We start from the raw sequence: 22,270 nt of genomic DNA, 5'->3' as shown, positions 1-22,270 counted from the left end.
TGGTGGGAAGGCCTTCTACCGCTCCGCCGAAGCCGCCCAGATATTGATCCCGCCATCGACGGCATGCCGGTCGATCGCTGCCAGCTCTTCCGCCGAGAATTCGGGGTTCTTCAGCGCCGCGACGCAATCGCTCACCTGCTCCGGCCGGCTCGCGCCGATCAGAGCCGAGGTGACGCGGCCGCCACGCAGCACCCAGGCGATCGCCATCTGGGCGAGGCTCTGGCCGCGCGCCGCCGCGATCTCGTTCAGCGCGGCGATGCTCCTGAGATTGGCCTCGCTCAGGAAGCCGTCGCGGAAGGAGGGGGCCTTCTTGTCCGCGCGGCTGCCGGCCGGAACGCCCTTCAGGTACTTGTCGGTCAGCATGCCCTGCGCCAGCGGCGAGAACACGATCGAGCCGATGCCCTCGGCGTCAAGCGTGTCGAGCAAACCGTCCTGCTCGATCCAGCGATTGAGCATCGAATAGCTTGGCTGGTGGATCAGGCAGGGCGTGCCGAGCCGGCGCAGGATCGCCGCCGCCTCCTGCGTCCGCTTCGCGTTATAGGAGGACAGGCCGACATAGAGCGCCTTGCCCTGGCGCACGATCGAGTCGAGCGCACCCATCGTTTCTTCCAGCGGCGTGTTCGGGTCGAAGCGATGCGAATAGAAGATGTCGACATAGTCGAGCTTCATCCGCTTCAGGCTCTGATCGAGGCTGGAGATCAGGTATTTGCGGCTGCCCCATTCGCCATAGGGGCCGGGCCACATCCGGTAGCCGGCCTTGGTCGAGATCACCAGCTCGTCGCGATAACCCGCGAAATCCTGGCCGAGGATTTCGCCGAAGGCGGTCTCGGCCGAGCCGGGCGGGGGGCCGTAATTGTTGGCGAGGTCGAAATGGGTGATGCCGAGATCGAAAGCCGTGCGGCAGATCTCGCGCATATTGGCGTGGCTGCCGGTCTCGCCGAAATTCTGCCAGAGGCCGAGCGAGAGCGCCGGCAGTTGCAGCCCGCTGCGGCCGCAGCGGTTATAGCGCATCGCGTCATAGCGGTTCGGATTGACCATGGCCCAAGCCTCTCAATCGATTGAAACGAGCTTAAAATGAAGGCCCGGTGGCTTTGCGTCCACCGGGCCTCGTTGTCGTCAGATCGCTATCCGATCAGGCCGCGGCGTAACCGACCGTGCCCTTGATCTCGAGGAACTCCTCGAGGCCGAAATCGGCATATTCGCGGCCGTTGCCGGACTGCTTGTAGCCGCCGAAGGGCGCGCCGGCGTCCCAGGCCGGATAGTTGATGTAGACATTGCCAGAACGCATCTGCGCCGCGATGCCGCGAGCGCGCTCCTGCGAGCCGGACTGGACATAGGACGCCAGGCCGTAAGGCGTGTCGTTGGCGCGCTCGACCACTTCGTCGTCGCTCTTGTAGGGCAGGATCGACAGCACGGGGCCGAAGATCTCCTCGCGGGCGATCGTCATCTCGTCGGTCACGCCGCCGAACACCGTCGGGCGGACATAGTAGCCGCGGTTCAGGCCTTCCGGGCGGCCCGTGCCGCCGGTGACCAGCGTCGCGCCTTCCTTGATGCCGGCCTCGATCAGGCGCTGGATCTTCTCGTACTGGACCTCGCTGACGACGGGGCCGAGGAAGACGCCATCCGCCGAGGGAGCGCCGACCTTGAGAGGCTCGGCCACCTGCTTGGCGATGGCGAGCGCCTCCTCATGCAGCTTCTCCGGCACGAACATCCGGGTCGGCGCGTTGCAGGACTGGCCCGAGTTGCGCATCACGCTCTCGACGCCGAGCTTCACCGACTTCTTCAGGTCGGCATCATCAAGGATGATGTTGGCCGATTTGCCGCCGAGTTCCTGGTGCACGCGCTTGACGGTATCCGCCGCCGCCTTGGCGACGAGGATGCCGGCCCGCGTCGAGCCGGTGAAGGAGACCATGTCGACGCCCGAATGGCGCGAGATGGCTTCGCCCACGGTGGGGCCATCGCCGTTGACGAGGTTGAACACGCCCTTCGGCACGCCGGCCTCTTCCATCGCCTCGGCGAAGATGATGGCGTTGAGCGGCGCGATCTCGGAGGGCTTCAGCACCATGGTGCAGCCGGCGGCGAGCGCGGGTGCGACCTTGCACATGATCTGGTTGAGCGGCCAGTTCCACGGCGTGATCATGCCGACGACGCCGATCGGCTCCTTGGCGATCAAGGTGGTGCCGCGCAGCTCCTCGAACTCGAAGTTTTCGAGCGTCTCGATCATCTTGGCGAGATGGGCGGTGCCCATGGCGGCCTGCGCGCGGTGCGCCAGCTCCTTCGGCGCGCCCATTTCGCGCGACAGGATATTGGCGATGTCGTCGTAGCGCTTCTTGTAGGCCTCGGCGAGACGGCGCATCAGGGCGAGGCGCTCGGCCTTCGAGGTCTTGGCGAAAGCCGGGAACGCGGCGCGGGCCGCGGCGACGGCCTTGTCGACATCGGCCTGCTCGCCGAGCGCGATGGTGGCGAAGACCTCTTCGTTCGACGGATCGATCACGCCGAGCGTGCGGTTGCCCGACGGCTTCACCCACTGGCCATCGATGTAGAATTCGAGCTCATGCGCCATGGTCTGGTCTCCTGCCTCGTCTTGGCTCGGGAGCACGGACAACCTGCCGGAAGCGGCCGGATATCGATGCCCCGAGCGGGAACTGTGGGTGTCCGACGCGAGCGGGCGGCCTTGCGCGATCATGCATCGCCGGCCGCCACCAACGCTGTATCTGACAGGGCACAACGTTAGGGGGCGGATGCGCGCCTGTCACGGGGCGCCGCGTCGCGTTTGCGGATGGCCGCCATGCAGCGACGCTTCTTGTGGGCATGTGGTGGGGGCGACTTTCGCCTGATCCTCGGCGCCATCCCGGACAAGCCGCGTTAGCGGCGCCGATCCGGGATCCATTCCGGAACCCCATTTGGAAAGGCTCCGGAATGGATCCCGGGTCTACGCTTCGCTTCGCCCGGGATGACGATGGAGGTTGAGTCCGCTCAGAGCCGCGCCTTGACGCTGCGCGGCGTCGCCAAGAGCAGGCTGGTCTCGCTGTTGGTGACGCCGGGGATCATGCGGATGCGCCGGAGCACCTGGTCGAAGGCGATCAGGTCGGACGTGCCGAGTTCGACGACAAGGTCCCAGTTGCCGTTGGTGGTGTGGATGCTGGAGACCTCGGTGAAGCCCGAGAGCGCATCGATCACCGTATCCGCCGCTTGGCCGGCGATCTCGATCATGGTGATGCCGCGCACGGGCAGGTCGATCGCGTCCGAACGGAGGATCACCGTGAAGCCGATGATCTCGCCGGATTGCTCCAGCTTCTCCAGCCGCGCCCGCACCGTCGCCCGCGTCAGGCCGAGATCGGCGGCGAGGTCCGAGATGCTGCGCCGCCCGTCATGGCGCAGCAGGGTGATGAGCTTGCGGTCGAGATCGTCCATCGTCCGAAATGGATAGATGACTTTGCCATATCGATCAATCTTGGTCCCGATCTGGTCATTTTGGCTTCTATCGCCTGCCGCCGAAAACAGAGACAATCGCTCCTTCAACGAGAACAGCGCGGGGACCCATGATTCAGCAGCTCAACGTCGTGCCTTTCGTCAGCGTCGACCACATGATGAAGCTGGTCCATGCGATCGGTATCGAGCGGATGCTGTCCGAGATCGCGGGTTACATCGAGGATGATTTCCGGCGCTGGGAAATCTTCGACAAGACGCCGCGCATCGCCTCGCATAGCCTCGAAGGCGTGATCGAACTGATGCCGACCAGCGACGGCAAGCTCTACGGCTTCAAATACGTCAACGGCCACCCGAAGAACATGAAGGCCGGCCTGCAGACGGTCACGGCCTTCGGCCTGCTCTCGGATGTCGCGACCGGCTATCCCGTCCTGCTCTCCGAGATGACCATCCTGACCGCGCTACGCACGGCGGCAATGTCGGCGGTGGCGGCGAAGCATCTCGCCCCGAAGAACGCCGCGACCATGGCGATCATCGGCAATGGCGCGCAATCCGAGTTCCAGGCCTTCGCCTTCCGCGCGATCCTCGGCATCGAGAACCTGCGGCTCTATGACGTCGATCCCGCAGCGACCGAGAAATGCGCCCGCAATCTTGCCCGTCATGGCTTCAAGATCACCCGCTGCGCGACCGCGATGGAAGCGGTCGAGGGGGCCGAGATCGTCACCACCGTCACGGCCGACAAGCAGTACGCGACGATCCTGACCGACAACATGGTCGGCGCGGGTATCCATATCAACGCGGTCGGCGGCGACTGCCCCGGCAAGACCGAGATCCATCGCGACGTGCTGCTGCGCTCCTCGATCTTCGTCGAGTATCCCCCGCAGACCCGTATCGAGGGCGATATCCAGCAGCTCGACGCCGACCATCCGGTCGAGGAACTCTGGAAGGTTATCGCCGGCACCGCGCATGGTCGCACCGACGCACGTCAGATCACGATGTTCGACTCGGTCGGCTTCGCGATCGAGGATTTTTCGGCGCTGCGCTATGTTTATGAGCGCATCCGCGAGGCCGGCACCTATGTCGACCTCGACTTGATCGCCGACCCCGACGATTCCCGCGACCTGTTCGGCATGCTGATGCGCGCGGCGCCGGGCACTGCTGCTGCGGCCTGAGCGTCAGATTCGGTTGTCATTCCAGGTTCGTCGCTATGCGAAGCCCCGGAATGACAAAGGCGGCCGGCTATTGGCGTTTCCGATCAGTTGGCCTGACTGAGCGCGAGGAACGCCGCCGCCGCCTTGGCGAGGTAGCGTTCCTTGTGCCGAAGCGCGAGGAAGCGGCGTTTCGGCAGCGGCAGGGCCACGGTGGCGAGCCGCCCGGCGGCGATGGCATTGGCGGCGACGAGTCGCGAGATCGCGGTCGCCCCCGCGCCGGCCGCAACGGCGGCGCAGATCGCCTCGTTGGACGGCAATTCCATTGTCACCGTGAGATCGTCCGCGCCGAGGCCGAGCCCCGGCAGCGCCGCCTCGAACATCGCCCGCGTCCCCGAGCCCGACTCGCGCAGGACCCAGGCGCCTTGCTTCAGCTCGGCAGGTGAAGGCGGCGTCTGCGCCCACGAATGGCCGGTTGGTACGACGATGACGAGTTCGTCCTCGTCGACGGCCGTCATCGTCAGTGACGGATCGTCGATCTCGCCTTCGATGAAGCCGAGATCGGCCATGCCGTCACGGATCGCGGCGCTGACCGTCTCGGTATTGCCGATCGCGAGCGACACGGCGATGCCGGGATGGTCCCGGCGAAAGCGCTGGATCAGGGGCGGCAGCCAGTAGTTCGCGACGGTCTGGCTCGCCATCAGCGCGAGCGAGCCGCGCGCCAGTCCGGAAAGATCGGACAGCACCGCTTCGGCCGCCGCTGCGCGCGCCAGCACGGCACGGGCCTCGATCAGGAAGAGCTTGCCGGCTTCGGTCAGGGCGATGCGCCGGCCGATCCGGTCGAACAGCTTCGTCGCATAGCGCGCCTCCAGCGTGGTGATCGCGGAGCTTACCGCCGACTGCGTGAGATTGAGGACGCGGGCGCCTTGCGTCAGGTGCTCCCGTTCGGCGACGGCGACGAAGATGCGAAGCTGTTCGAGCGTCATGCTTCCATCCTACGCGGATTCACGGCGCCGGCATCTCCGCCAGGAACGAGAGATAGGCCGGGTTGTCGCTCTCGCTCCAATAGGGATAGCCGAGCGCATCGAGCCGCTTGGCGAGCTGGCCGCGCTGGGCCGGCGGGATCTGGATGCCGGCGAGGATGCGGCCGTAATCGGCGCCGTGGTTGCGGTAGTGGAACAGCGAGATGTTCCAGTCGGCCGAGAGGCTGTTGAGGAATTTCAGCAGCGCGCCCGGCCGCTCCGGGAACTGGAAGCGGAAGATCAGTTCGTCGCCGAGCCCCGGCGCCTTGCCGCCGACCATGTAGCGGATATGCAGCTTGGCAAGCTCGTTGTCGCTCATGTCGAGCACGGGATAGCCGTGTTCCGAGAGCATCGCGATGATCTGGCGCTTCTCGGCATCGCCCTCGGCAAGCTGGACGCCGACGAAGATGCGCGCCGCCTTGGGGTCGGAATAGCGGTAGTTGAACTCGGTGATCGCGCGCCGGCCGAGCAACTCGATGAAGGCACGATAGGCGCCGGGCTTCTCCGGGATGGTCACCGCCAGCAACGCCTCGCGATGCTCGCCGATCTCGGCCCGCTCGGCGATATGGCGCAGCCGGTCGAAATTCATGTTGGCGCCGCTGTTGATCGCGATCAGCGCGCCGGTGCGCTTCGCTTCGCGCACCGCATAGGCCTTGAGGCCCGCGAGGCTGACCGCGCCCGAAGGCTCGGCGATGGCGCGGGTATCCTCGAAGATGTCCTTCACCGCCGCGCAGATCTCGTCGGTCGAGACGGTGACGACTTCGTCGAGCAGTTCGCGGCAGAGCCTGAACGTCTCCTCGCCGGCCTGCCGCACCGCGACGCCGTCGGCGAAGAGCCCGACCTGATCGAGCACGACGCGCTCGCCCGCCGCGATGGCGCCGGCCATCGATGCGGCGTCCTCGGGCTCGACCCCGATCACCTTGATCTCGGGCCGCAGGAATTTTGCGTAGACCGCGACGCCGGCCGCGAGCCCGCCGCCGCCGATCGGCACGAAGATCGCCTCGATCGGCTCGGAATGCTGGCGCAGGATCTCCATGCCGACCGTGCCCTGGCCGGCGATGACGTCCGGATCGTCATAGGGGTGGACGAAGGTCAGCCCCTTCTCGGCTTCGAGCTTGCGGGCATGGCCGTAGGCCTCGTCGAAGCTCTCGCCATGCAGCACGACGCGCCCGCCGAGGCTGCGCACCGCCTGAACCTTGATGTCCGGCGTGGTGCGCGGCATCACGATGGTCGCCTTGATGCCGAGCTTCTTTGCCGCCAGCGCCACGCCCTGCGCATGATTGCCGGCGGAGGCGCAGATCACGCCGCGCTCGGCCTCGACCGTGGAGAGACCCGCGATCTTGTTGTAGGCGCCGCGCAGCTTGAACGAGAAGACGGGCTGCAGATCCTCGCGCTTGAGCAGGGCGCTGCCGCCGAGCCGGGCGGACAGGCGCGGCAGCGGATCGAGCGGGCTTTCGATCGCAACGTCATAGACGCGCGCCCCGATGATCTTGCGGATGTAGTCTTGCATGGCCGGCCCGTCCTTCGGACGCGGCGATAGTCCTCCATGCCGGGATGTCAACCGCGACAGTTGCGTGCGGCGAGGGGCAGCCGGCGTCGGCCATGCGCCGGGCGGGATTGCCAACCCCCCGGCCGGCGCGCCAAAGCGTTGGGTGAAACAAGGCGCCGCGCAGCGAAGGTGCCGCAGAGGTGGAGACGAGCATGAGCTGGGGCAATCGCGATTTCATGGTGCCGGGCCGGCCGGTGGCGGTCGGTGATCGCGGCATGGCAGCGACTTCGCATCCGGCCTCGACGCTGGCCGCAGTCGAAATCCTGCGCAATGGCGGCAACGCCATCGACGCCGCCATCGCGGCCGTAGCGGTCCAGGCCGTGGTCGATCCGCACATGACCGGCATCGGCGGCGACTGCTTCGCGATCTATGCCCCGGCCAATGGCAAGATGGTCGCGATCAACGGCTCGGGCCGCTCGGCCGCCAAGGCCGAGCTCGGCTGGTTCCTCGGTCAGGGCATGACCGCGATCGCGGCGGATTCGCCCCACGCCGTCACGGTGCCCGGCGCCATCGACGCCTGGTGCCGCCTTGTCGCCGACCATGGCAGCAAGAGCCTGGACGAGATCTTCGCGCCCGCGATCCGCGCCGCCGAGGAAGGCTTCGTGGTGACGCCGCGCGTCGCGCTCGACTGGGCCAAGGCGCGTGGCCGCATCGAGAAGCACGGCCTCGGCAATGCCGTCTATCTGCCGGGCGGCAATCCCCCGGCCGTCGGTGACAAGATGGTCCATCCCGCGCTCGGCAACATGCTGCGCCGCATCGCCCGTGAGGGCCGCTCGGCCTTCTACGAGGGCGAGCTGGCTCAGGACATGGTCTCCGTGCTGAACGCGGCCGGCAGCCTGATCAGCCTCGAGGATTTCGCCGCCTCGAAGCCGGACTATGTCGATCCGATCGGCGCCGATTATCGCGGCCACCGCCTCTGGGAATGCCCGCCGAACGGCCAGGGCATCGCGGCGCTGCTGATCGCGCGCATCCTCGAAGGTTTCGACATGAAGGACGGGAAGCTCGGCGAGGCCGACCGCATCCATCTGCTCGCCGAGGCCAGCAAGGCCGCCTATCGCCAGCGCGATGCGCTGGTCGCCGACCCGGCTGTCAGCCCCTTCGACACGGATGCCTTCCTCTCCGACCAGTTCGTCGGCCGCATCCGCCAGCAGATCAGCCTGGAGAAGGCGGCAGCGCCCGAAGTCTTCGACATGCCGCTGCACAAGGACACGATCTATCTCTGCGTCGTCGACGGCCAGGGCAACATGGTCTCCTTCATCAACTCGCTGTTCTCCGCCTTCGGCAGCGGCATCTATGCGGCCAAGGCCGGCGTCATGCTGCAGAACCGCGGCTCGGGCTTCCGCCTGATCGAGGGGCATCCCAACGCCATCGCCCCGCGCAAGCGCCCCTTCCACACGATCATTCCCGGCATGCTCGCCAAGGACGGCAAGCCGATCATGCCGTTCGGTGTGATGGGCGGCCAGTACCAGTCGACCGGCCATGCCCATTTCCTCTCCGGCATCCTCGACCGCGGCTTTGACCCGCAGCAGGCCTCGGATGCGCCGCGCAGCTTCGCCTATGACGGCAAGCTCTCGCTGGAGACGACGATCCCTGCGAGCATTGCCGCCGACCTGAAGGCGCGCGGCCATGACGTGGTCTGGTCCGAGGAACCGCTCGGCGGTTGCCAGGCGATCTGGGTCGACCACAAGCGCGGCGTGATGTTCGGCGCCTCCGACCATCGCAAGGACGGCTTCGCGCTCGCCGTCTGAGGAACCCGGCCTTAACGCCCCTCCGCTATCGCTCGTCATCAGCGAGGGAGGGGCGCTTGGCGCAGGACAAGCCATTCGGCTGGGGGATCATGGGCACCGGCGCCATTGCCGGGCTCTTCGCCGCCGATCTCGGCCTGCTGCCGCAGGCGCGTGTCGCCGCAGTGCACTCACGCTCCCTTGAGAAGGCGCGAGGCTTCGCCGCGCGTTTCGGCGAGGCGAGGGCCTATGACGACGAGGCCGCCTTCCTCGCCGATCCGGCGATCGAGGCGGTCTATATCGCGACGCCCAACCATCTCCATGCCGCGCAGGCGCTCAAAGCCCTCGCCGCCGGCAAGCCTGTGCTGATCGAGAAGCCGATCGCGCTTGCCAGCGCCGATGTCGAGGCGATCGCGCGGGCGGCAGGCGAGCATGGCGTCTTCGCGATGGAGGCGCTCTGGAGCCGCTTCCTGCCGGCGGTGCGTCGGGCGCGCGAGCAGATCGCCGCGGGCCGCATCGGCAAGGTCCGGCGCATCAGCGCCGATCTCTCCTATCTCCATCCCGAGGAGCCGGGCAGCCGCTTCTTCGATCCGGCCCTGGGCGGCGGCGCTGCCTTCGATCTCGGCGTCTATCCGCTGTCGTTGACGCTGCATCTGCTGGGTGAGCCAACGGCCGTAGACGGAAGCTGGCTTGCGGCCGGAACCGGTGTCGACCGGCGCAGCAGTTTCCGGCTGGATTATCCGGCTGCGATCGCAGAGCTGTCCTGCGGCTTCGACCGGGACGGCACGAACCGGCTGCTGGTCGAGGGCGAGCGCGGCGGAATGATCTTCGAGGCGCCGTTCCTGAAGGCCCAGCGATTGAGCTGGTATGCCGAAGCCGGCCGTGCAGTGGCAGCCTATGAGCGCGGAGCGGGGGGCGTGGCGCGCCTGCTAGACCGTATGCCTCGGTCAGGGCGGGTCAGCGAGGGCTACGCCTTCGCCGGCAACGGCCTTCAATTCCAGGCGGAAGCGGCGATGGCGGCGATTCGTGCAGGAAAAGTCGCTTGCGCGGAGATGCCTCTCGGCGAAAGCGCGGCCGTCCTGCGGATCATCGAAACAATACGGGCGCAGTCGGCGACGGCGCCCTGATCCGTCAGTTCAGTGCCGCGTGCCGCAGGTGAAGGCGCCGCAGCGGACCTTGTCGGCCAATGTCTCGGCGAAGGTCGCGGTCGCGTCCTCGCCATAGGTCGCGACCAGCGTGCGCAGGGCCGCGAACAGGGCGGCATGGGCCATGGCGTCGGGATCGAGCCCGTCCTGCTGCGCCTCGTTGAAGGCATCCTCGACATAGCCATAGGCCACGCGGCGGACGTCGCCATGGTCCTCGGCGAGATTCGGGTCGAGCATCGTGTCGTCTGGCTGGATCGGCATCGAAACGGGACTCTAGGCCTTCTGTCTGACGCGAATCGCGGCGCTTCTGCCCCGGATCGCGACGGTTGGGCGATACTCAAGACATAGGCCGTGCCAGAGCGGCACGCTACCGCGCAGTTTAAGAAAGGTTAACGCGACCGGGAAAATCCGGTGGAAGAAGCCTTAGGGCAACAGCTGTTGCCTATCCGCCATAGCGCCCGGCGAGCGCCCGCGACAGCGCCTCACCCTCGGCGGCGAGGCGCGAGGCGGCTTCCTGGCTCGCCTCGGTACAGGAGCGATGCGTCAGGGAATAGGCCTTGAAGCCGCGATTGAAGGCTGCGGTTAACCGGTCGCGGCGCTGCGGCGTCCGGCCTTCCGCCTCGATCAGCGCCGCCATCCGCGTGCGCCAGTCCTGTGCCTCGCGGCCACCGCAGAGCGTCCTGAGATAGGCGAGCGAGCCCATGATCTCGGAGAGTTGCAGGAGTTGCGGCTCATAGGGCGGGGCAGCAGGTTCAGCCGCCGGCTGCTCGGCGGGCTTGGTCGCGGGCGGCTTCGCGGCCGGCTGCTGGGGCCGCTGCTGCGCTTCCGCCGTGATCGGCAGCAGGAGCAGGGCGGCCAGAAGCGCCGGATAGCGAATCCGGGCGATCATGAGGAGGGCGCTCCGGCCGCGAAGAGCTGATGGGCGCGCCGCAGTACGTCGCCGAGTTCGCGCGTGGTCGCGAGGCCGCCGAGCTTGAGCGGATCGGCCCACATCACCGCTCCGGCTTCCGGCCCCGTGCGCGGTTCGCCGGAGAGCCATTCGCCGACGAAGGAGGCGACGACGAAATGATGCGTCACCGCGCCCTTGGCGTCGCGGCCGAAGATCTCGACATGACGGTTGAAGCCGAGGATGCGAGCGGCGACGCCGACCTCCTCCTCCAGCTCGCGCAGGGCCGCCTCTTCAAGCGTCTCGCCGGCTTCGACCTTGCCGCCGGGCAGCGACCAGAGTTGATCGGCTGGCGGTTTCGTCCTGGTAGCCAGCAGAACTTTCCCGTCGCGGAAGACGGCGACGGAGGCCGCCAGCACCGGCCGCGCCGCGGCCCGGCCGGGCGTGGGGAAGCGGATGACCTGGCCACCATCCTCGCTCATGCCAGCGGCTCACGCATCAAACGTGCTGCCCGCCATTGATGTGCAGCTCCGAGCCTGTGACGTAGCTCGAGGCGTCCGTGCACAGGAAGTAGATCGCCTTGGCGACCTCGTCGGGCCTGCCGAGGCGCTGCATCGGCAGGGTCGCGACGATCTTCTCGGTGCCGGGCGACAGGATCGAGGTGTCGATCTCGCCGGGCGAGATCGCGTTGACGCGCACGCCGAGCGGGCCGAAATCGGCGGCCATCTCGCGGGTCAGGCTGGCGAGCGCCGCCTTCGAGGTCGCATAGGCCGCGCCGGCGAAGGGATGGACGCGCGAGCCCGCGATCGAGGAGACGTTGACGATCGCACCCTTGGCGGCGGTGAGTTCGTCGAGCAGGCCGCGCGCCAGCATGATCGGCGCGAAGAAGTTGACCTGGAAGACCTTGTGCCAGTCGTTGAAGGAGGTGGTTGCGGCGCCGAGCCGCTCGCCGTTGCGCCCCTTCGGCGAGATGCCGGCATTGTTGACCAGCGCATGCAGCTTGCCGCCTTCGACGGCGAGCCGCTTCTTGATCTCGGCGATGCCGCGCATCGTGTCCTCGGGGTCGCCGAGGTCGATCTGGACATGGTCGTCGGCGCCCGACGGCCAGGGGCATTTGTCTGAGAAGGCCTGGCGCGAGCAGGACAGGATGCGCCAGCCCGCCATGGCGAACTGCATCACCGTGGCATGGCCGATGCCGCGGCTCGCCCCGGTCAGCAGCATGACCGGGCGCTTGCCCGGTTCGGTCTTCGGAAAATCGAACTTGGGCATCGCCATGGGGCAGGTGTCCTCAGGGGTAGAAGCGCGTCTTGGTCCATGCGTCGCCAGTAGCGGCGCGCCGGAAGACGATGCGGTCATGCAGGCGGAAGGCGCCGTCGCGCCAGAACTCGATATAGGTCGGGTTGATGCGGAAGCCGCGCCAGTAGGGCGGACGCGGAATCTCGCCGATGCCGAATTTCAGCGTGTAGCTCGCCACCGCCTTCTCCAGCGCGAAGCGGCTCTCCAGCGGGCGTGACTGCTGCGAGGCCCAGGCGCCGATGCGGCTGTCGCGCGGGCGGGACTGGAAATAGGCATCCGATTCAGCGTCGCTCACCAGCGCGACCGAACCACGGATGCGGATCTGCCGGCGCAGGCTCTTCCAGTGGAACAGCGCGGCCGCCTTGGGCTGGCCGAGCAGTTCCTGGCCCTTCTGGCTTTCGGTGTTGGTGTAGAACACGAAGCCATCGGGATCATGGCCCTTGAGCAGCACCATGCGGCTGTTCGGCATGCCCTCGGCATCGACCGTCGAGAGCGCCATGCCGGTCGGGTCGTTCGGCTCGGATTTCGTCGCTTCGTCCAACCACTTCTGGAACAAGGCGAAAGGCTCGTTTTCCTCGGTGAAGTCACCGCTCGTTAACGGTTGCACGTTCTAATCCTCGGGTAGTGAGAGTGGGCGTTGGGCGAGCGCAAAAGTGATCCGGGTTCAGTCGGCTGGTCTATATAGGGCAGGGGCGGGGGCGTTCCAAAGCCTCAACCGTTGCGCAGCCCCCATGCGCCCGCTGGCTGCCGCGATGCTGCTGGGGCTGATCAGCGCCGGCTGCTCGGTGTCCTTCCCGATTCTGAGCCTGTCGAGCAAGAGCGAGGACGAGGTCGCGGCCTCGGCGATGACGACCTCGGCGGTTCTGCCTGCGCGCGGTGGTGATCGCGCCGGCCCGTTCGCCAGCCTGGCATCGGAACTCGGGCCGGAAGACATGCGCCGTGCCGACGGCGCGATGGGCGTGGCGCTCGATCCGCAGGGCAATGGCGCCGCCGTCTCCTGGGATAATCCCCAGAGCGGTATCAAGGGTTCCTTCATCCCGGTCGGCGGCCCGTTCCTGCGCTCCGACGAGATTTGCCGGGCCTTCATCGCCAGCGTCCAGACGCAGGTCCGCCCGGTCAAGCTGCAGGGCACGGCCTGCCGTCCTTCGGGCGGCGAGTGGGCGGTCAAGGACATGGGGCCCTGGAAGGGGCTGAGCTGAGGCTTTTCACGCTGCTTGCCTTGTTGAAGCGCCGGGTGCAGAACGACCTCGAAGAGGTGTTGCGCACGCGCCACACCGCCCCCACATAGGGCGAGACGGGCGGCTGGCGGCTGAGGCGCCGGCCGTTCGATTTTGCGTGGAAACGAGGTTTTGGATGCGCGATCCCTATCAGGTTCTGGGCGTCGCCCGCGGCGCGAGCGATGCGGAACTCAAGAAGGCTTTCCGTCGCCGCGCCAAGGAGCTGCACCCGGACCGCAACCGGGAGGATCCGAAGGCGCAGGACAAGTTCTCCGAACTCAACACCGCCTATGAGATCCTGGGCGACGAGGCGAAGCGCAAGCAGTTCGACCGCGGCGAGATCGATGCGGAGGGCAAGCCGCGCTTCCAGGGTTTCGAGGGCATGGGCGCCGGCCGCGGCGGGCGCAGCGGCGGCTTCGAGTTCAATTTCGGCCAGGGCGGCGGCCATCCCTTCGGTGGTCGCGGCGGCCCGGGCGGCGCCAGCGGCGATGCCGGTTTCGACGCCTCCGACATCTTCTCCTCGCTCTTCGGCGAGGCCGGGCGGCGCGCCCGTGGCAAGCCCGAGCCGCAGAAGCCGCCGGAGCAGAGCTTCACGCTGGAAGTCACGCTGGCGCAGGCCGCGACCGGCGGCACGCGCCGGGTCAAGCTGCCCGGCGGTCGCGAGGTCGAGATCACCATTCCCGAGGGGGTGAGCGACGGCAAGGTGATGCGCCTGCGCGGGCTCGGCCAGACCGACCCGTTCTCGGGCGAGGTCGGCGACGTGATGATGACCATCAAGGTCAAGCCGGATTCCCGCTTCATCGTCGACGGCAACGACCTGCGCACCCGTGTCGCGGTGCCGCTTGCCAAGGCGGTGCTGGGCGGGCCGCTGCATGTGCCGACGCTGACCGGCGCCGTCGAGATGAACATCCCGGCGATGACCGGCACGGCCCGGCAGTTCCGCCTGCGCGGCAAGGGCCTCAAAGGCGAGAAGGGCGCGGTCGGCGATCTCTTCGTCGCCATCGACATCGAAATGCCGGCGAGCGACGCCGAGTTGACCGCCCTGATGAAGGCGCGCGACGAGGCGAACTGAGCCGGCTCGGGTGTCGGCGCGGCCGAAAACGGGTCGCGCGGGCCACGGATCGCGGCCTTATGCATGATTCAGCCGTGGAGGCGGGCATCAAAGCGGTTCCCGTTTTCCTACGACTGTTCTAAGAGACCTGCTCATCGTTCATCTGCGGGTCCCCCATGCCTGATTCCAACGCCGTTTCGCCGACCGCCAATCTCCTCAAGGGCAAGCGCGGGCTCGTGATGGGCGTCGCGAACAACCGCTCCATCGCCTGGGGCATTGCCAAGGCGGCAGCCGATGCCGGCGCGGAACTCGCTTTCACCTATCAGGGCGATGCGCTGAAGAAGCGGGTCGAGCCGCTCGCCAAGGAACTCGGCGGCCATGTCGTCGGCCATTGCGACGTCACCGACGGCGCCACGATCGACGCGGTCTTCGCCGAGGTCGAGAGGCTCTGGGGCAAGCTCGACTTCGTCGTCCACTGCATCGCCTTCTCCGACAAGGACGAGTTGACCGGCCGCTATGTCGAGACCAGCGAGGCGAACTTCACGAAGTCGCTGCTGATCTCCTGCTATTCCTTCACGGCGATCACCCAGCGCGCCGAGAAGCTGATGCCGGATGGCGGCGCCATGCTGACCCTGACCTATTACGGCGCCGAGAAGTGGATGCCGCATTACAACGTCATGGGCGTCGCCAAGGCCGCGCTGGAATCGAGCGTGCAGTACCTCGCCGCTGATCTCGGCCCTTCGAAGATCCGCGTCAACGCGATCTCGGCCGGTCCGATCAAGACGCTTGCGGCCTCCGGCATCGGTGATTTCCGCTACATCCTGCGCTGGAACGAGTACAACTCGCCGCTGCGCCGCACGGTCACCATCGAGGAGGTCGGCGAGACCGCGGTCTTCCTCGTCTCCGACATGTCGCGCGGCATCACCGGCGAGATCATGCATGTCGATGCCGGCTACCATGTCGTCGGCATGAAGGTGCCGACAGCGCCGGACATTTCCCTCGACAAGGGCGAGTGACGCCACGCATCGGATCGACCAGCGGCTTCCGCTCGATCGACCCGGTGTCGAAGTGGTGAGCTAGCCTGCCAGCAGAGCCTTCAACCGATCCGTCGCGGCATCGTCGCGGCGGATCGTTTCGTCGGTGGCGGCTGCCAGCAGCTCTGTGACGCTGCGCCCGCCGATCCGGCGCTGCGGCATGATCTCGGCCAGCGGCGTCAGCACGAAGGCGCGCTCGGGGATGCGCGGATGCGGGATCTGCAGGCGCGCCTGGTCGATGATCGCATCGCCATAGGTCAGGATGTCGATATCGAGCGTGCGCGGCCCCCAGCGCTCGCGGCGCTCGCGCCCGCCGGCGCGCTCCAGCTCGAGGCAGAAGGCGAGCAGATCCGCTGGTTGCAGCGAGGTCTTGACCAGCGCGGCCATGTTGAGGAATTCCGGCTGGTCGGTCTTGCCCCAGGGTGGCGTGCGATAGATCGAGGACAGGCGGCCGAGCGTCACGCTGGAATGCTCGCGCAGCCCCTTCAGCGCCGCGGCGAAGGCCGCGACGGGGTCGCCGATATTGCCGCCGAAGGCGAGTGCGGCTTCAACCTTCACGCTGGAACCTCAGCTGGATGCCGACCGAGCCGAGCGTCGCCGGGATCGGCGGCGCGGGCTTGCGCAGCGTGACCTCGACGCTCGTGACAGGGGGGAAGGCGTCGAAGATCGCCAGCGCCACGGCGCGCGCCGCGCCTTCCAGCAGGTGGTAGCGGCGGGCCGTGAAGGCTTCGGCGACGATGGCGACCGCACGGCCGTAATCGACGGTGTCGGCCAGGTGGTCGCTGGCGGCGGCGGCGCGCAGGTCGGCATCGAGCACGAGGTCGAGCACGAAGCGCTGGCCGAGTCGCTCCTCCTCCGAGAAGAAGCCGTGATAGGCGTAGATATCGAGTTTCTCGATCAGGATGCGGCCGGTTTCGCTCACAGGTCTGCTTTCATGCTGTCTTCGATGGCGGCCCAGGTCTTGAGCGCGTCAATATGCGGGGCGACGTCGTGGGCGCGGATGATGGCGGCGCCGCGGGACGCGCCATAGAGATGCGCGGCGATGCTGGCGGCGAGCCGCTCGGCCGGAACCTCGCGGCCGGTGATGCGCCCGAGCGTCGATTTCCGGGAGGCGCCGAGCAGGACCGGGCAGCCGAGCACGGCGAGGCGATCGAGATGGCGGATCAGGTCGAGGTTCTGCCTGATCGTCTTGCCGAAGCCGATGCCGGGATCGACCACGATCTGGCTCGGCGGCACGCCGGCCTCCGTCGCGATCGCGATCGAGCGTTCGAGGAAGCGCAGGACATCGTCGAAGATGTCGAGCGAGGCGTCGATGGTCTCGCGGTTGTGCATCAGGATGATCGGGGCGCCGGCCCGCGCCGCGACCTCGGCGATGCGCGGGTCGCGCTGGGCGCCCCACACGTCGTTGACGATCGAGGCCCCGGTCGCGAGCGCCGCTTCCGCCACCTCGGCCTTGTAGCTGTCGATCGAGATCGGAGTGTCGACCTCGGCCTTGAGCCCGGCGATCACCGGGAGCACGCGGCCCATCTCGGTCGCGGCGTCGACGGTGGCATGGCCGGGCCTTGTCGATTCGCCGCCGACATCGACGATGGCTGCGCCCTCAGCCGCGAGGCGCACGCCATGGGCGATCGCTGCCCCGGCATCTGCCAGCAACCCGCCATCCGAGAACGAATCGGGTGTCATGTTGACGATGCCCATGACGAGCGGCATCGCGGGAAGCGCGAGGCTGCGGCCGTCTGGCAAGGTGAGGGCAGGGGGCATGTGGTTCCGCTGGTGACGAGGCAAGGGCGCTATACACAGCCCGTGTAAATTCGGCCACAGAAAGCGGCCGATTGTCGCCATCGCCGGAAAGCGCCGGGAAGAGCTTTGACCGTGCCGGTGCCAGCGTGCAGAAACCCCGCATGGTCCCGCTCTCGCTGCCTCACCGTCTCATCCTCGTCCGTCATGGCGAAACCGACTGGAATCGGGAGGGCAGGCTGCAGGGCGCCCAGGATATTCCGCTGAACGATCTCGGCCGTCGCCAGGCCGCAGAGGCTGCCGACCGGCTGAAGGCGCTGGAGCCGGCCTATGCCGATCTCCCCTATATCGGCTCGCCGATGCAGCGGGCGCGCGAGACCATGGATATCCTCCGGCGCGAACTGGCCCTGCCGGTCGGCGAATACCGTATCGACGACCGCCTGCGCGAATTGACCTTCGGCGAGTGGGAAGGCTTCACCTGGCGCGACATCCGCAAGGCCGAGCGCGAGCAGGCGCATCTGCGCGAGCGCGACAAATGGGGCTTCGTGCCGCCGGGCGGCGAGAGCTACCGCATGCTGGCTGAGCGCGTCCGTCCGGTTCTGGAGGAACTCGAGCGCGAGACGGTGATCGTCAGCCATGGCGGCGTGGCGCGCGCCATTCTGGCGCTGGTCGGGGCGGTGGCGCCGCGCGAGGCTTCGATGGTCGAGATCTGGCAGGGCAAGCTGCTCGTCGTCAGCGGGAACAAGGCGGACTGGCTCTGAGTTTGCTCAGGGCTGGATCACGACGGGGCTGGCGGCATTCATGGCCGGTTCAGGCGTGATTCCGCAGGGAGAGTATGCTAGCGAGGAGGCGTGATGCGGCGGCCTGCCCGGCCGGGGACACACGCGGAAGTCGCGAGGCGAGGGCGACGATTCCGGTTTTCTTCACGAGGTGCGTGATAAGGCGCCATACGGCCGAAGGCAGGGGCTGCCGCGGTGTCAACGACGGGCCTTTCAGCGCAGCGGGGCGCGATGAACGATATGACGAAGCTGTCCGCGGCGTCTGACGCGGCTGCCGCCAACACCCTCGCCATTCTGGTCGGCGAGAAGCGGCCCGATCTGATTCGGGACGAGGTTCTGGCCGAGATTTTCGCGGCCACGGTCGCAGCGCGTCCCGATCATCCCGCCCTCACCGATCTCGAACGCCGGCTGAGCTACGCCGAGGCCTGGGCTGCCGCTGGCAAGCAGGCGCGCGGCCTGCAACTCGCTGGCATCGGGCCGGGCGACATGGTCGGCCTGTGGATGCCGCGCGGCATCGACCTGCTGGTCGCGCAGATCGCGATCACCCGGGTGGGCGCCGCCTGGATTCCCTTCGATGCCGAGGCGCCGGTCGAGCGCATCGCAACCTGTCTGGACGATGCCGATGCCAAGGGCATCGTCACCTGCACCGGCTGGGCGGGGCGGGCCGAGGCAACGGAGCGCGCCGTCTGGACGCCCGAGGGCCTCGCCGCCAATGCCGATGGAGTTGAACCGCCGGCGCGCCCCGCCGGGCTGACGGTCGAGCACCCCGCCTATCTGATCTATACCTCGGGCTCGACGGGCACGCCGAAGGCGATCGTCATCAGCCACCGCAACATCTGCCATTTCCTGCGCTCCGGGAACGCGCTCTACGGCTTCGGGCCGGACGATGTCGCCTTCCAGGGCGCCTCGGTCGCCTTCGACCTCTCGATGGAGGAGATCTGGACGCCCTATCTCGTCGGCGCGACCCTCTTCGTCGCCTCGCCCGAGATGATGGGCGATGCCGAGAAGCTGCCGGCGATCCTGAACGAGGCCGGCGTCACCATCATCGACACCGTGCCGACGCTGCTCGGCATCCTGCCCGCCGACGTGCCCTCGCTGAAGCTGATCCTGCTCGGCGGCGAGGCGCTGCCGCCCGCGATCGTGCAGAAATGGTCGAAGCCCGGCCGGCGCATCCTCAACACCTACGGTCCGACCGAGGCGACGGTGGTCGCGACCGCGGCCGAGGTCGTGCCCGGCGAGACCGTGACCATCGGCAAGCCGATCCCGAACTACACGGCTTACGTCGTCGGCGAGGACATGCACCTCGTCCAGCCGGGCGAGCAGGGCGAATTGCTGATCGGCGGCCCCGGTGTCGCCAAGGGCTATCACGGCCGGCCGGAGCTGACGGCCGAGAAGTTCATCGCCAATCCCTTCACGGGCGTCGCGGGCGAGGGCGATCCGATCCTCTACCGCTCCGGTGACGCGGTCAGCCTCGATGCCGACGGCAACATCGTCTTCCACGGCCGCATCGACGACCAGATCAAGATCCGCGGCTTCCGTGTCGAGCTCGGCGAGATCGAATCGAAACTCGCCGACGAGCCCGGCGTGGCGCAGGCCGCTGTTGTTCTGCGGACCGATGACGGCATCGAGCGTCTCGTCGCCTTCGTCGTGCCCGAGCCCGGCGTCGCGGTCGACGGGCCGGTGCTGCGGGCGGCGCTGCGCGAGCAGCTGCCGCCCTATATGGTGCCGGCGCATTTCGAGGCGGCAGGCTCCCTGCCGCGCATGGTCTCCGGCAAGGTCGACCGCAAGATGCTCAAGGCGGCGCCCCTGACGGCGCCCAGCGCCGATGGCGAGCAGGAGCCGCCGCGCAACGCGACCGAAGCTGCGCTGCTGGAGGCGGCCAAGCGCGTGCTCGGCACGGCGAGCCTGCCGCTGGAGGCCGATTTCTTCATCGATCTCGGCGGCCACTCGCTGTTGGCGGCGCGTTTCATCTCGATCGTACGCGAGACCCCGGCCTATGCCGGCATCACCTTGCAGGACGTCTATGCCGCCCGGACCTTGCGGGCGATGGCGGCGCTTCTCGACGAGCGCGGCGTCGCCGTGGCCGAGGACCTCTCCTTCACGCCGCCGCCCTTCCTGCGCCGCTTCCTCTGCGGTCTCGCCCAGGCCGTGGCGCTGCCGGTCATCATTGGCCTCGCGACCGCGCAATGGCTCGGCGTCTTCGTCACCTACATGCTCCTCTCGGGCGAGGACCTGCCGCTGCTCGGCCAGATCGCCGCGCTGCTCGGCGTCTATGTCGCGATCATCGTCGTGACCGGCCTCATCGCGATCGCGCTGAAATGGTTGGTGCTCGGCCGGACGAAACCGGGCGTCTACCCGCTCTGGGGCGTCTATTACTTCCGCTGGTGGTTTGCCGCCCGCGTCGCCGGGCTCGTCCATATCAAGTGGCTGCAAGGCACGCCGGTGATGCGCTTCTACTGGCGCCTGCTCGGCGCCAGGGTCGGGCGCGACGTCATCATCTCCGACTACGAGGCCGGCGCCATCGACCTGATCGAGATCGGCGACGGCACCAGCTTCGGCTCCAAGACCACTTTCGCCAATGGCGAGGCGATCGGTGACAAGCTGGTCATCGGCCGCATCACCATCGGCAAGGACGTCTCCGTCGGCGCCTCCGTCGTGCTCGGCCACGACTCGGTGATCGGCGACCACGCCGAAATCGGCGACCTGACCGCCATTCGACCCGGCGCCCATGTCGGCGAGGCCGAAATCTGGGACGGCACGCCCGCTCGCAAGATCGGCATGGTCGATGTCGCGGCCCTGCCGCCGCAGGCCGAGGCCTCCGCTGGCCGGCGCGCGCTGATGACCTGCTTCTACATCCTGATGCTCGTCGTGCTGCCGCCGGTCAGCCTGCTGCCGATCTTCCCGGCCTTCTGGCTGTTCGACAAGATCGACTACTTCATCGCCGGCTGGACCGATGTCAGCTATCTCTGGTTCCTGCCGCTCCTGACCTGGCCGACAGCGATTGGCCTGATCGCCTTCACCGTATTGCTGATGGCGGCCTTGCGCTGGGCGATCCTGCCGCGCGTGACCTCGGGCTCCTGGTCGATCCATTCCGGCTTCTACGCCCGCAAATGGACGGTGGCGCTGGCGACCGAGGTGACGCTGGAGACGCTCTCCTCGCTCTTCGCCACCATCTACATGCGCGCCTGGTACCGGCTGATGGGCGCCAGCATCGGCAAGGGCGCGGAGATCTCGACCAATCTCTCCGGCCGCTATGACCTGACCGGCATCGGCGCCGGCAACTTCATCGCCGACGAGGTCGTCTTCGGCGACGAGGACATGCGCCGCGGTTATATGCGCCTCGACGCGACGCGCACCGGCGAACAGGTCTTCGTCGGCAACGACGCCGTGGTCCCGCCGGGCGCCGTCATCCCCGACCGCGTCCTGATCGGCATCAAGTCGAAGCCCCCCGCCAATGACCGCATGCAGCCCGGCGACACCTGGTTCGGCTCGCCGCCGATCCGCCTGCCGACGCGGCAGAAGGTCGATCTCGGCGCCGACTGGACCTACAAGCCCTCCGCCGCCAAGCAGTTCGGGCGCGGCCTGTTCGAGGCGCTGCATACCTCCTTCCCGGCGATGCTGTTCATCACCTTCGGCACGATCGCTGTCGACCTGGTGCTGCAGCAGCGGATCAACGAGGGCGACTGGATCGGCCTTGTCCTCTCCTTCATGGCGGTCGCGGTCGCGATCGCCGTGGTGCAGGCGCTGATCTGCGCCGCCGTGAAATGGTTGATGATGGGCGTCTACAAGCCGGTCATGAAACCGATGTGGTCGTGGTGGGCGATGCGCACCGAAGCCGTGGCGGTGATGTATTGGGGCCTCGGCGGCAAGGTGCTGTTCGACTATCTGCGCGGCACGCCGTTCCTGCCCTGGTTCCTGGCGCTGTTCGGCGCGAAATACGGCAAGGGCGTCTGGCTCGACTCGACCGATATCACCGAGTTCGACTGCATCAAGGTCGGGGATTTCTGCACGGTCAACGCCCATTCGGCGCTGCAGACCCATCTCTACGAGGACCGGGTGATGAAGGTCGGCCGCGTGCGTCTCGGCAAGGGCGTCTGCGTCGGCGCCGGCGCGACCGTGCTCTACGACACCCATGTCGGCGACTACGCCCAGATCGGCCTGCTCACCGTCATCATGAAGGGCGAGAACCTGCCGGCGCATACGCGCTGGGAGGGCGCACCCGCTGCGCCGGCGAAGGGGCCGGCGCACTGATC

21 protein-coding genes are annotated in these 22,270 nt (G+C 67.6%); 8 read left to right on the top strand and 13 right to left on the bottom strand.

Translation table 11 applies throughout. The features are described from left to right. Positions 1-15: 15 nt before the first annotated feature. The 3 genes from mgrA to AC6RIC_RS23880 all read right to left on the bottom strand — a co-directional run bounded on the left by mgrA (position 16) and on the right by AC6RIC_RS23880 (position 3,414). On the bottom strand, positions 16-1,038 hold the full coding sequence (gene mgrA / locus AC6RIC_RS23890) for an L-glyceraldehyde 3-phosphate reductase (RefSeq protein WP_499734207.1): 1,023 nt from the start codon (positions 1,036-1,038) through the stop codon (positions 16-18). A 94-nt stretch (positions 1,039-1,132) separates the two neighbouring features. Then, positions 1,133-2,563: an aldehyde dehydrogenase family protein gene (locus tag AC6RIC_RS23885; protein ID WP_499734206.1), complete on the bottom strand. Its 1,431-nt coding sequence runs from the start codon at positions 2,561-2,563 to the stop codon at positions 1,133-1,135. A gap of 413 nt (positions 2,564-2,976) precedes the next feature. After that, positions 2,977-3,414 carry an Lrp/AsnC family transcriptional regulator gene (locus AC6RIC_RS23880; RefSeq protein WP_047577514.1) on the bottom strand — a complete coding sequence of 146 codons (438 nt, stop codon included), beginning with the start codon at positions 3,412-3,414 and terminating at the stop codon, positions 2,977-2,979. Between the two features lie 128 nt (positions 3,415-3,542). Here AC6RIC_RS23880 and ocd point away from each other — a divergent pair, with 128 nt between their 5' ends. Next, on the top strand, positions 3,543-4,601 hold the full coding sequence (gene ocd, locus AC6RIC_RS23875) for an ornithine cyclodeaminase (RefSeq protein ID WP_499734205.1): 1,059 nt from the start codon (positions 3,543-3,545) through the stop codon (positions 4,599-4,601). Between the two features lie 83 nt (positions 4,602-4,684). Here ocd and AC6RIC_RS23870 read toward each other — a convergent pair whose 3' ends face one another. Both AC6RIC_RS23870 and ilvA read right to left on the bottom strand, forming a co-directional pair. Further along, positions 4,685-5,563, bottom strand: a complete 879-nt coding sequence (locus tag AC6RIC_RS23870) for a LysR substrate-binding domain-containing protein (RefSeq protein WP_499734204.1) — start codon at positions 5,561-5,563, stop codon at positions 4,685-4,687. Between the two features lie 19 nt (positions 5,564-5,582). Next, positions 5,583-7,109, bottom strand: a complete 1,527-nt coding sequence (gene ilvA, locus AC6RIC_RS23865) for a threonine ammonia-lyase, biosynthetic (protein WP_499734203.1) — start codon at positions 7,107-7,109, stop codon at positions 5,583-5,585. Positions 7,110-7,300: 191 nt separating this feature from the next. Between ilvA and ggt the strand changes: the two genes are divergently transcribed. Beyond that, the gene (ggt, locus tag AC6RIC_RS23860) at positions 7,301-8,896 is read left to right on the top strand and encodes a gamma-glutamyltransferase (RefSeq protein WP_499734202.1); all 1,596 of its coding nucleotides are present in this window, start codon (positions 7,301-7,303) and stop codon (positions 8,894-8,896) included. An 89-nt stretch (positions 8,897-8,985) separates the two neighbouring features. Next, entirely contained in the window at positions 8,986-9,999 is a 1,014-nt protein-coding gene (locus AC6RIC_RS23855) for a Gfo/Idh/MocA family protein (protein ID WP_499736653.1), read from the top strand. 9 nt (positions 10,000-10,008) lie between these two features. On the opposite strand, the gene AC6RIC_RS23850 is transcribed toward AC6RIC_RS23855, so the two are convergent. The 5 genes from AC6RIC_RS23850 to pdxH all read right to left on the bottom strand — a co-directional run bounded on the left by AC6RIC_RS23850 (position 10,009) and on the right by pdxH (position 12,806). After that, positions 10,009-10,278 (bottom strand): hypothetical protein, encoded by a 270-nt coding sequence (locus AC6RIC_RS23850; RefSeq protein WP_499734201.1) that lies wholly within the window; start codon positions 10,276-10,278, stop codon positions 10,009-10,011. Between the two features lie 181 nt (positions 10,279-10,459). Further along, positions 10,460-10,906: a TIGR02301 family protein gene (locus tag AC6RIC_RS23845; RefSeq protein ID WP_499734200.1), complete on the bottom strand. Its 447-nt coding sequence runs from the start codon at positions 10,904-10,906 to the stop codon at positions 10,460-10,462. Next, on the bottom strand, positions 10,903-11,385 hold the full coding sequence (locus AC6RIC_RS23840) for an NUDIX hydrolase (protein ID WP_454658426.1): 483 nt from the start codon (positions 11,383-11,385) through the stop codon (positions 10,903-10,905). Before AC6RIC_RS23840 ends, AC6RIC_RS23845 begins: the two co-directional genes overlap by 4 nt. Positions 11,386-11,401: 16 nt before the next feature. Continuing rightward, a complete protein-coding gene (locus AC6RIC_RS23835) occupies positions 11,402-12,124 on the bottom strand; it encodes an SDR family NAD(P)-dependent oxidoreductase (protein WP_499736652.1) in 723 nt (240 codons plus the stop codon). 67 nt (positions 12,125-12,191) lie between these two features. Then, the gene (gene pdxH, locus AC6RIC_RS23830) at positions 12,192-12,806 is read right to left on the bottom strand and encodes a pyridoxamine 5'-phosphate oxidase (protein ID WP_499734199.1); all 615 of its coding nucleotides are present in this window, start codon (positions 12,804-12,806) and stop codon (positions 12,192-12,194) included. A 124-nt stretch (positions 12,807-12,930) separates the two neighbouring features. Here pdxH and AC6RIC_RS23825 point away from each other — a divergent pair, with 124 nt between their 5' ends. From AC6RIC_RS23825 to fabI, 3 genes are all read left to right on the top strand, one after another. Next, complete coding sequence (locus AC6RIC_RS23825; RefSeq protein WP_454658424.1) at positions 12,931-13,398, top strand: RT0821/Lpp0805 family surface protein; 468 nt, start codon at positions 12,931-12,933, stop codon at positions 13,396-13,398. Positions 13,399-13,552: 154 nt separating this feature from the next. Beyond that, a complete protein-coding gene (locus AC6RIC_RS23820) occupies positions 13,553-14,488 on the top strand; it encodes a DnaJ C-terminal domain-containing protein (protein WP_499734198.1) in 936 nt (311 codons plus the stop codon). Positions 14,489-14,643: 155 nt separating this feature from the next. Beyond that, entirely contained in the window at positions 14,644-15,483 is an 840-nt protein-coding gene (fabI, locus tag AC6RIC_RS23815; RefSeq protein ID WP_454658422.1) for an enoyl-ACP reductase FabI, read from the top strand. Between the two features lie 60 nt (positions 15,484-15,543). Here fabI and folK read toward each other — a convergent pair whose 3' ends face one another. From folK to folP, 3 genes are read right to left on the bottom strand one after another with little or no spacing between them, the layout of a single operon-like run. Beyond that, the gene (gene folK / locus AC6RIC_RS23810) at positions 15,544-16,059 is read right to left on the bottom strand and encodes a 2-amino-4-hydroxy-6-hydroxymethyldihydropteridine diphosphokinase (protein ID WP_499734197.1); all 516 of its coding nucleotides are present in this window, start codon (positions 16,057-16,059) and stop codon (positions 15,544-15,546) included. Continuing rightward, on the bottom strand, positions 16,049-16,423 hold the full coding sequence (folB, locus tag AC6RIC_RS23805; protein ID WP_454658420.1) for a dihydroneopterin aldolase: 375 nt from the start codon (positions 16,421-16,423) through the stop codon (positions 16,049-16,051). Before folB ends, folK begins: the two co-directional genes overlap by 11 nt. After that, positions 16,420-17,262 carry a dihydropteroate synthase gene (gene folP, locus AC6RIC_RS23800; RefSeq protein WP_499734196.1) on the bottom strand — a complete coding sequence of 281 codons (843 nt, stop codon included), beginning with the start codon at positions 17,260-17,262 and terminating at the stop codon, positions 16,420-16,422. The genes folB and folP overlap by 4 nt, the downstream gene beginning before the upstream one ends. Positions 17,263-17,387: 125 nt before the next feature. Here folP and AC6RIC_RS23795 point away from each other — a divergent pair, with 125 nt between their 5' ends. Next, positions 17,388-17,999, top strand: a complete 612-nt coding sequence (locus tag AC6RIC_RS23795; RefSeq protein WP_499734195.1) for a histidine phosphatase family protein — start codon at positions 17,388-17,390, stop codon at positions 17,997-17,999. Positions 18,000-18,257: 258 nt separating this feature from the next. Beyond that, positions 18,258-22,268: a Pls/PosA family non-ribosomal peptide synthetase gene (locus tag AC6RIC_RS23790; RefSeq protein WP_499734194.1), complete on the top strand. Its 4,011-nt coding sequence runs from the start codon at positions 18,258-18,260 to the stop codon at positions 22,266-22,268. Positions 22,269-22,270: the final 2 nt, after the last annotated feature.

This window comes from Allobosea sp. TBD101 (assembly GCF_059817965.1).
This window is presented reverse-complemented; position numbering and strand designations above follow the sequence as displayed.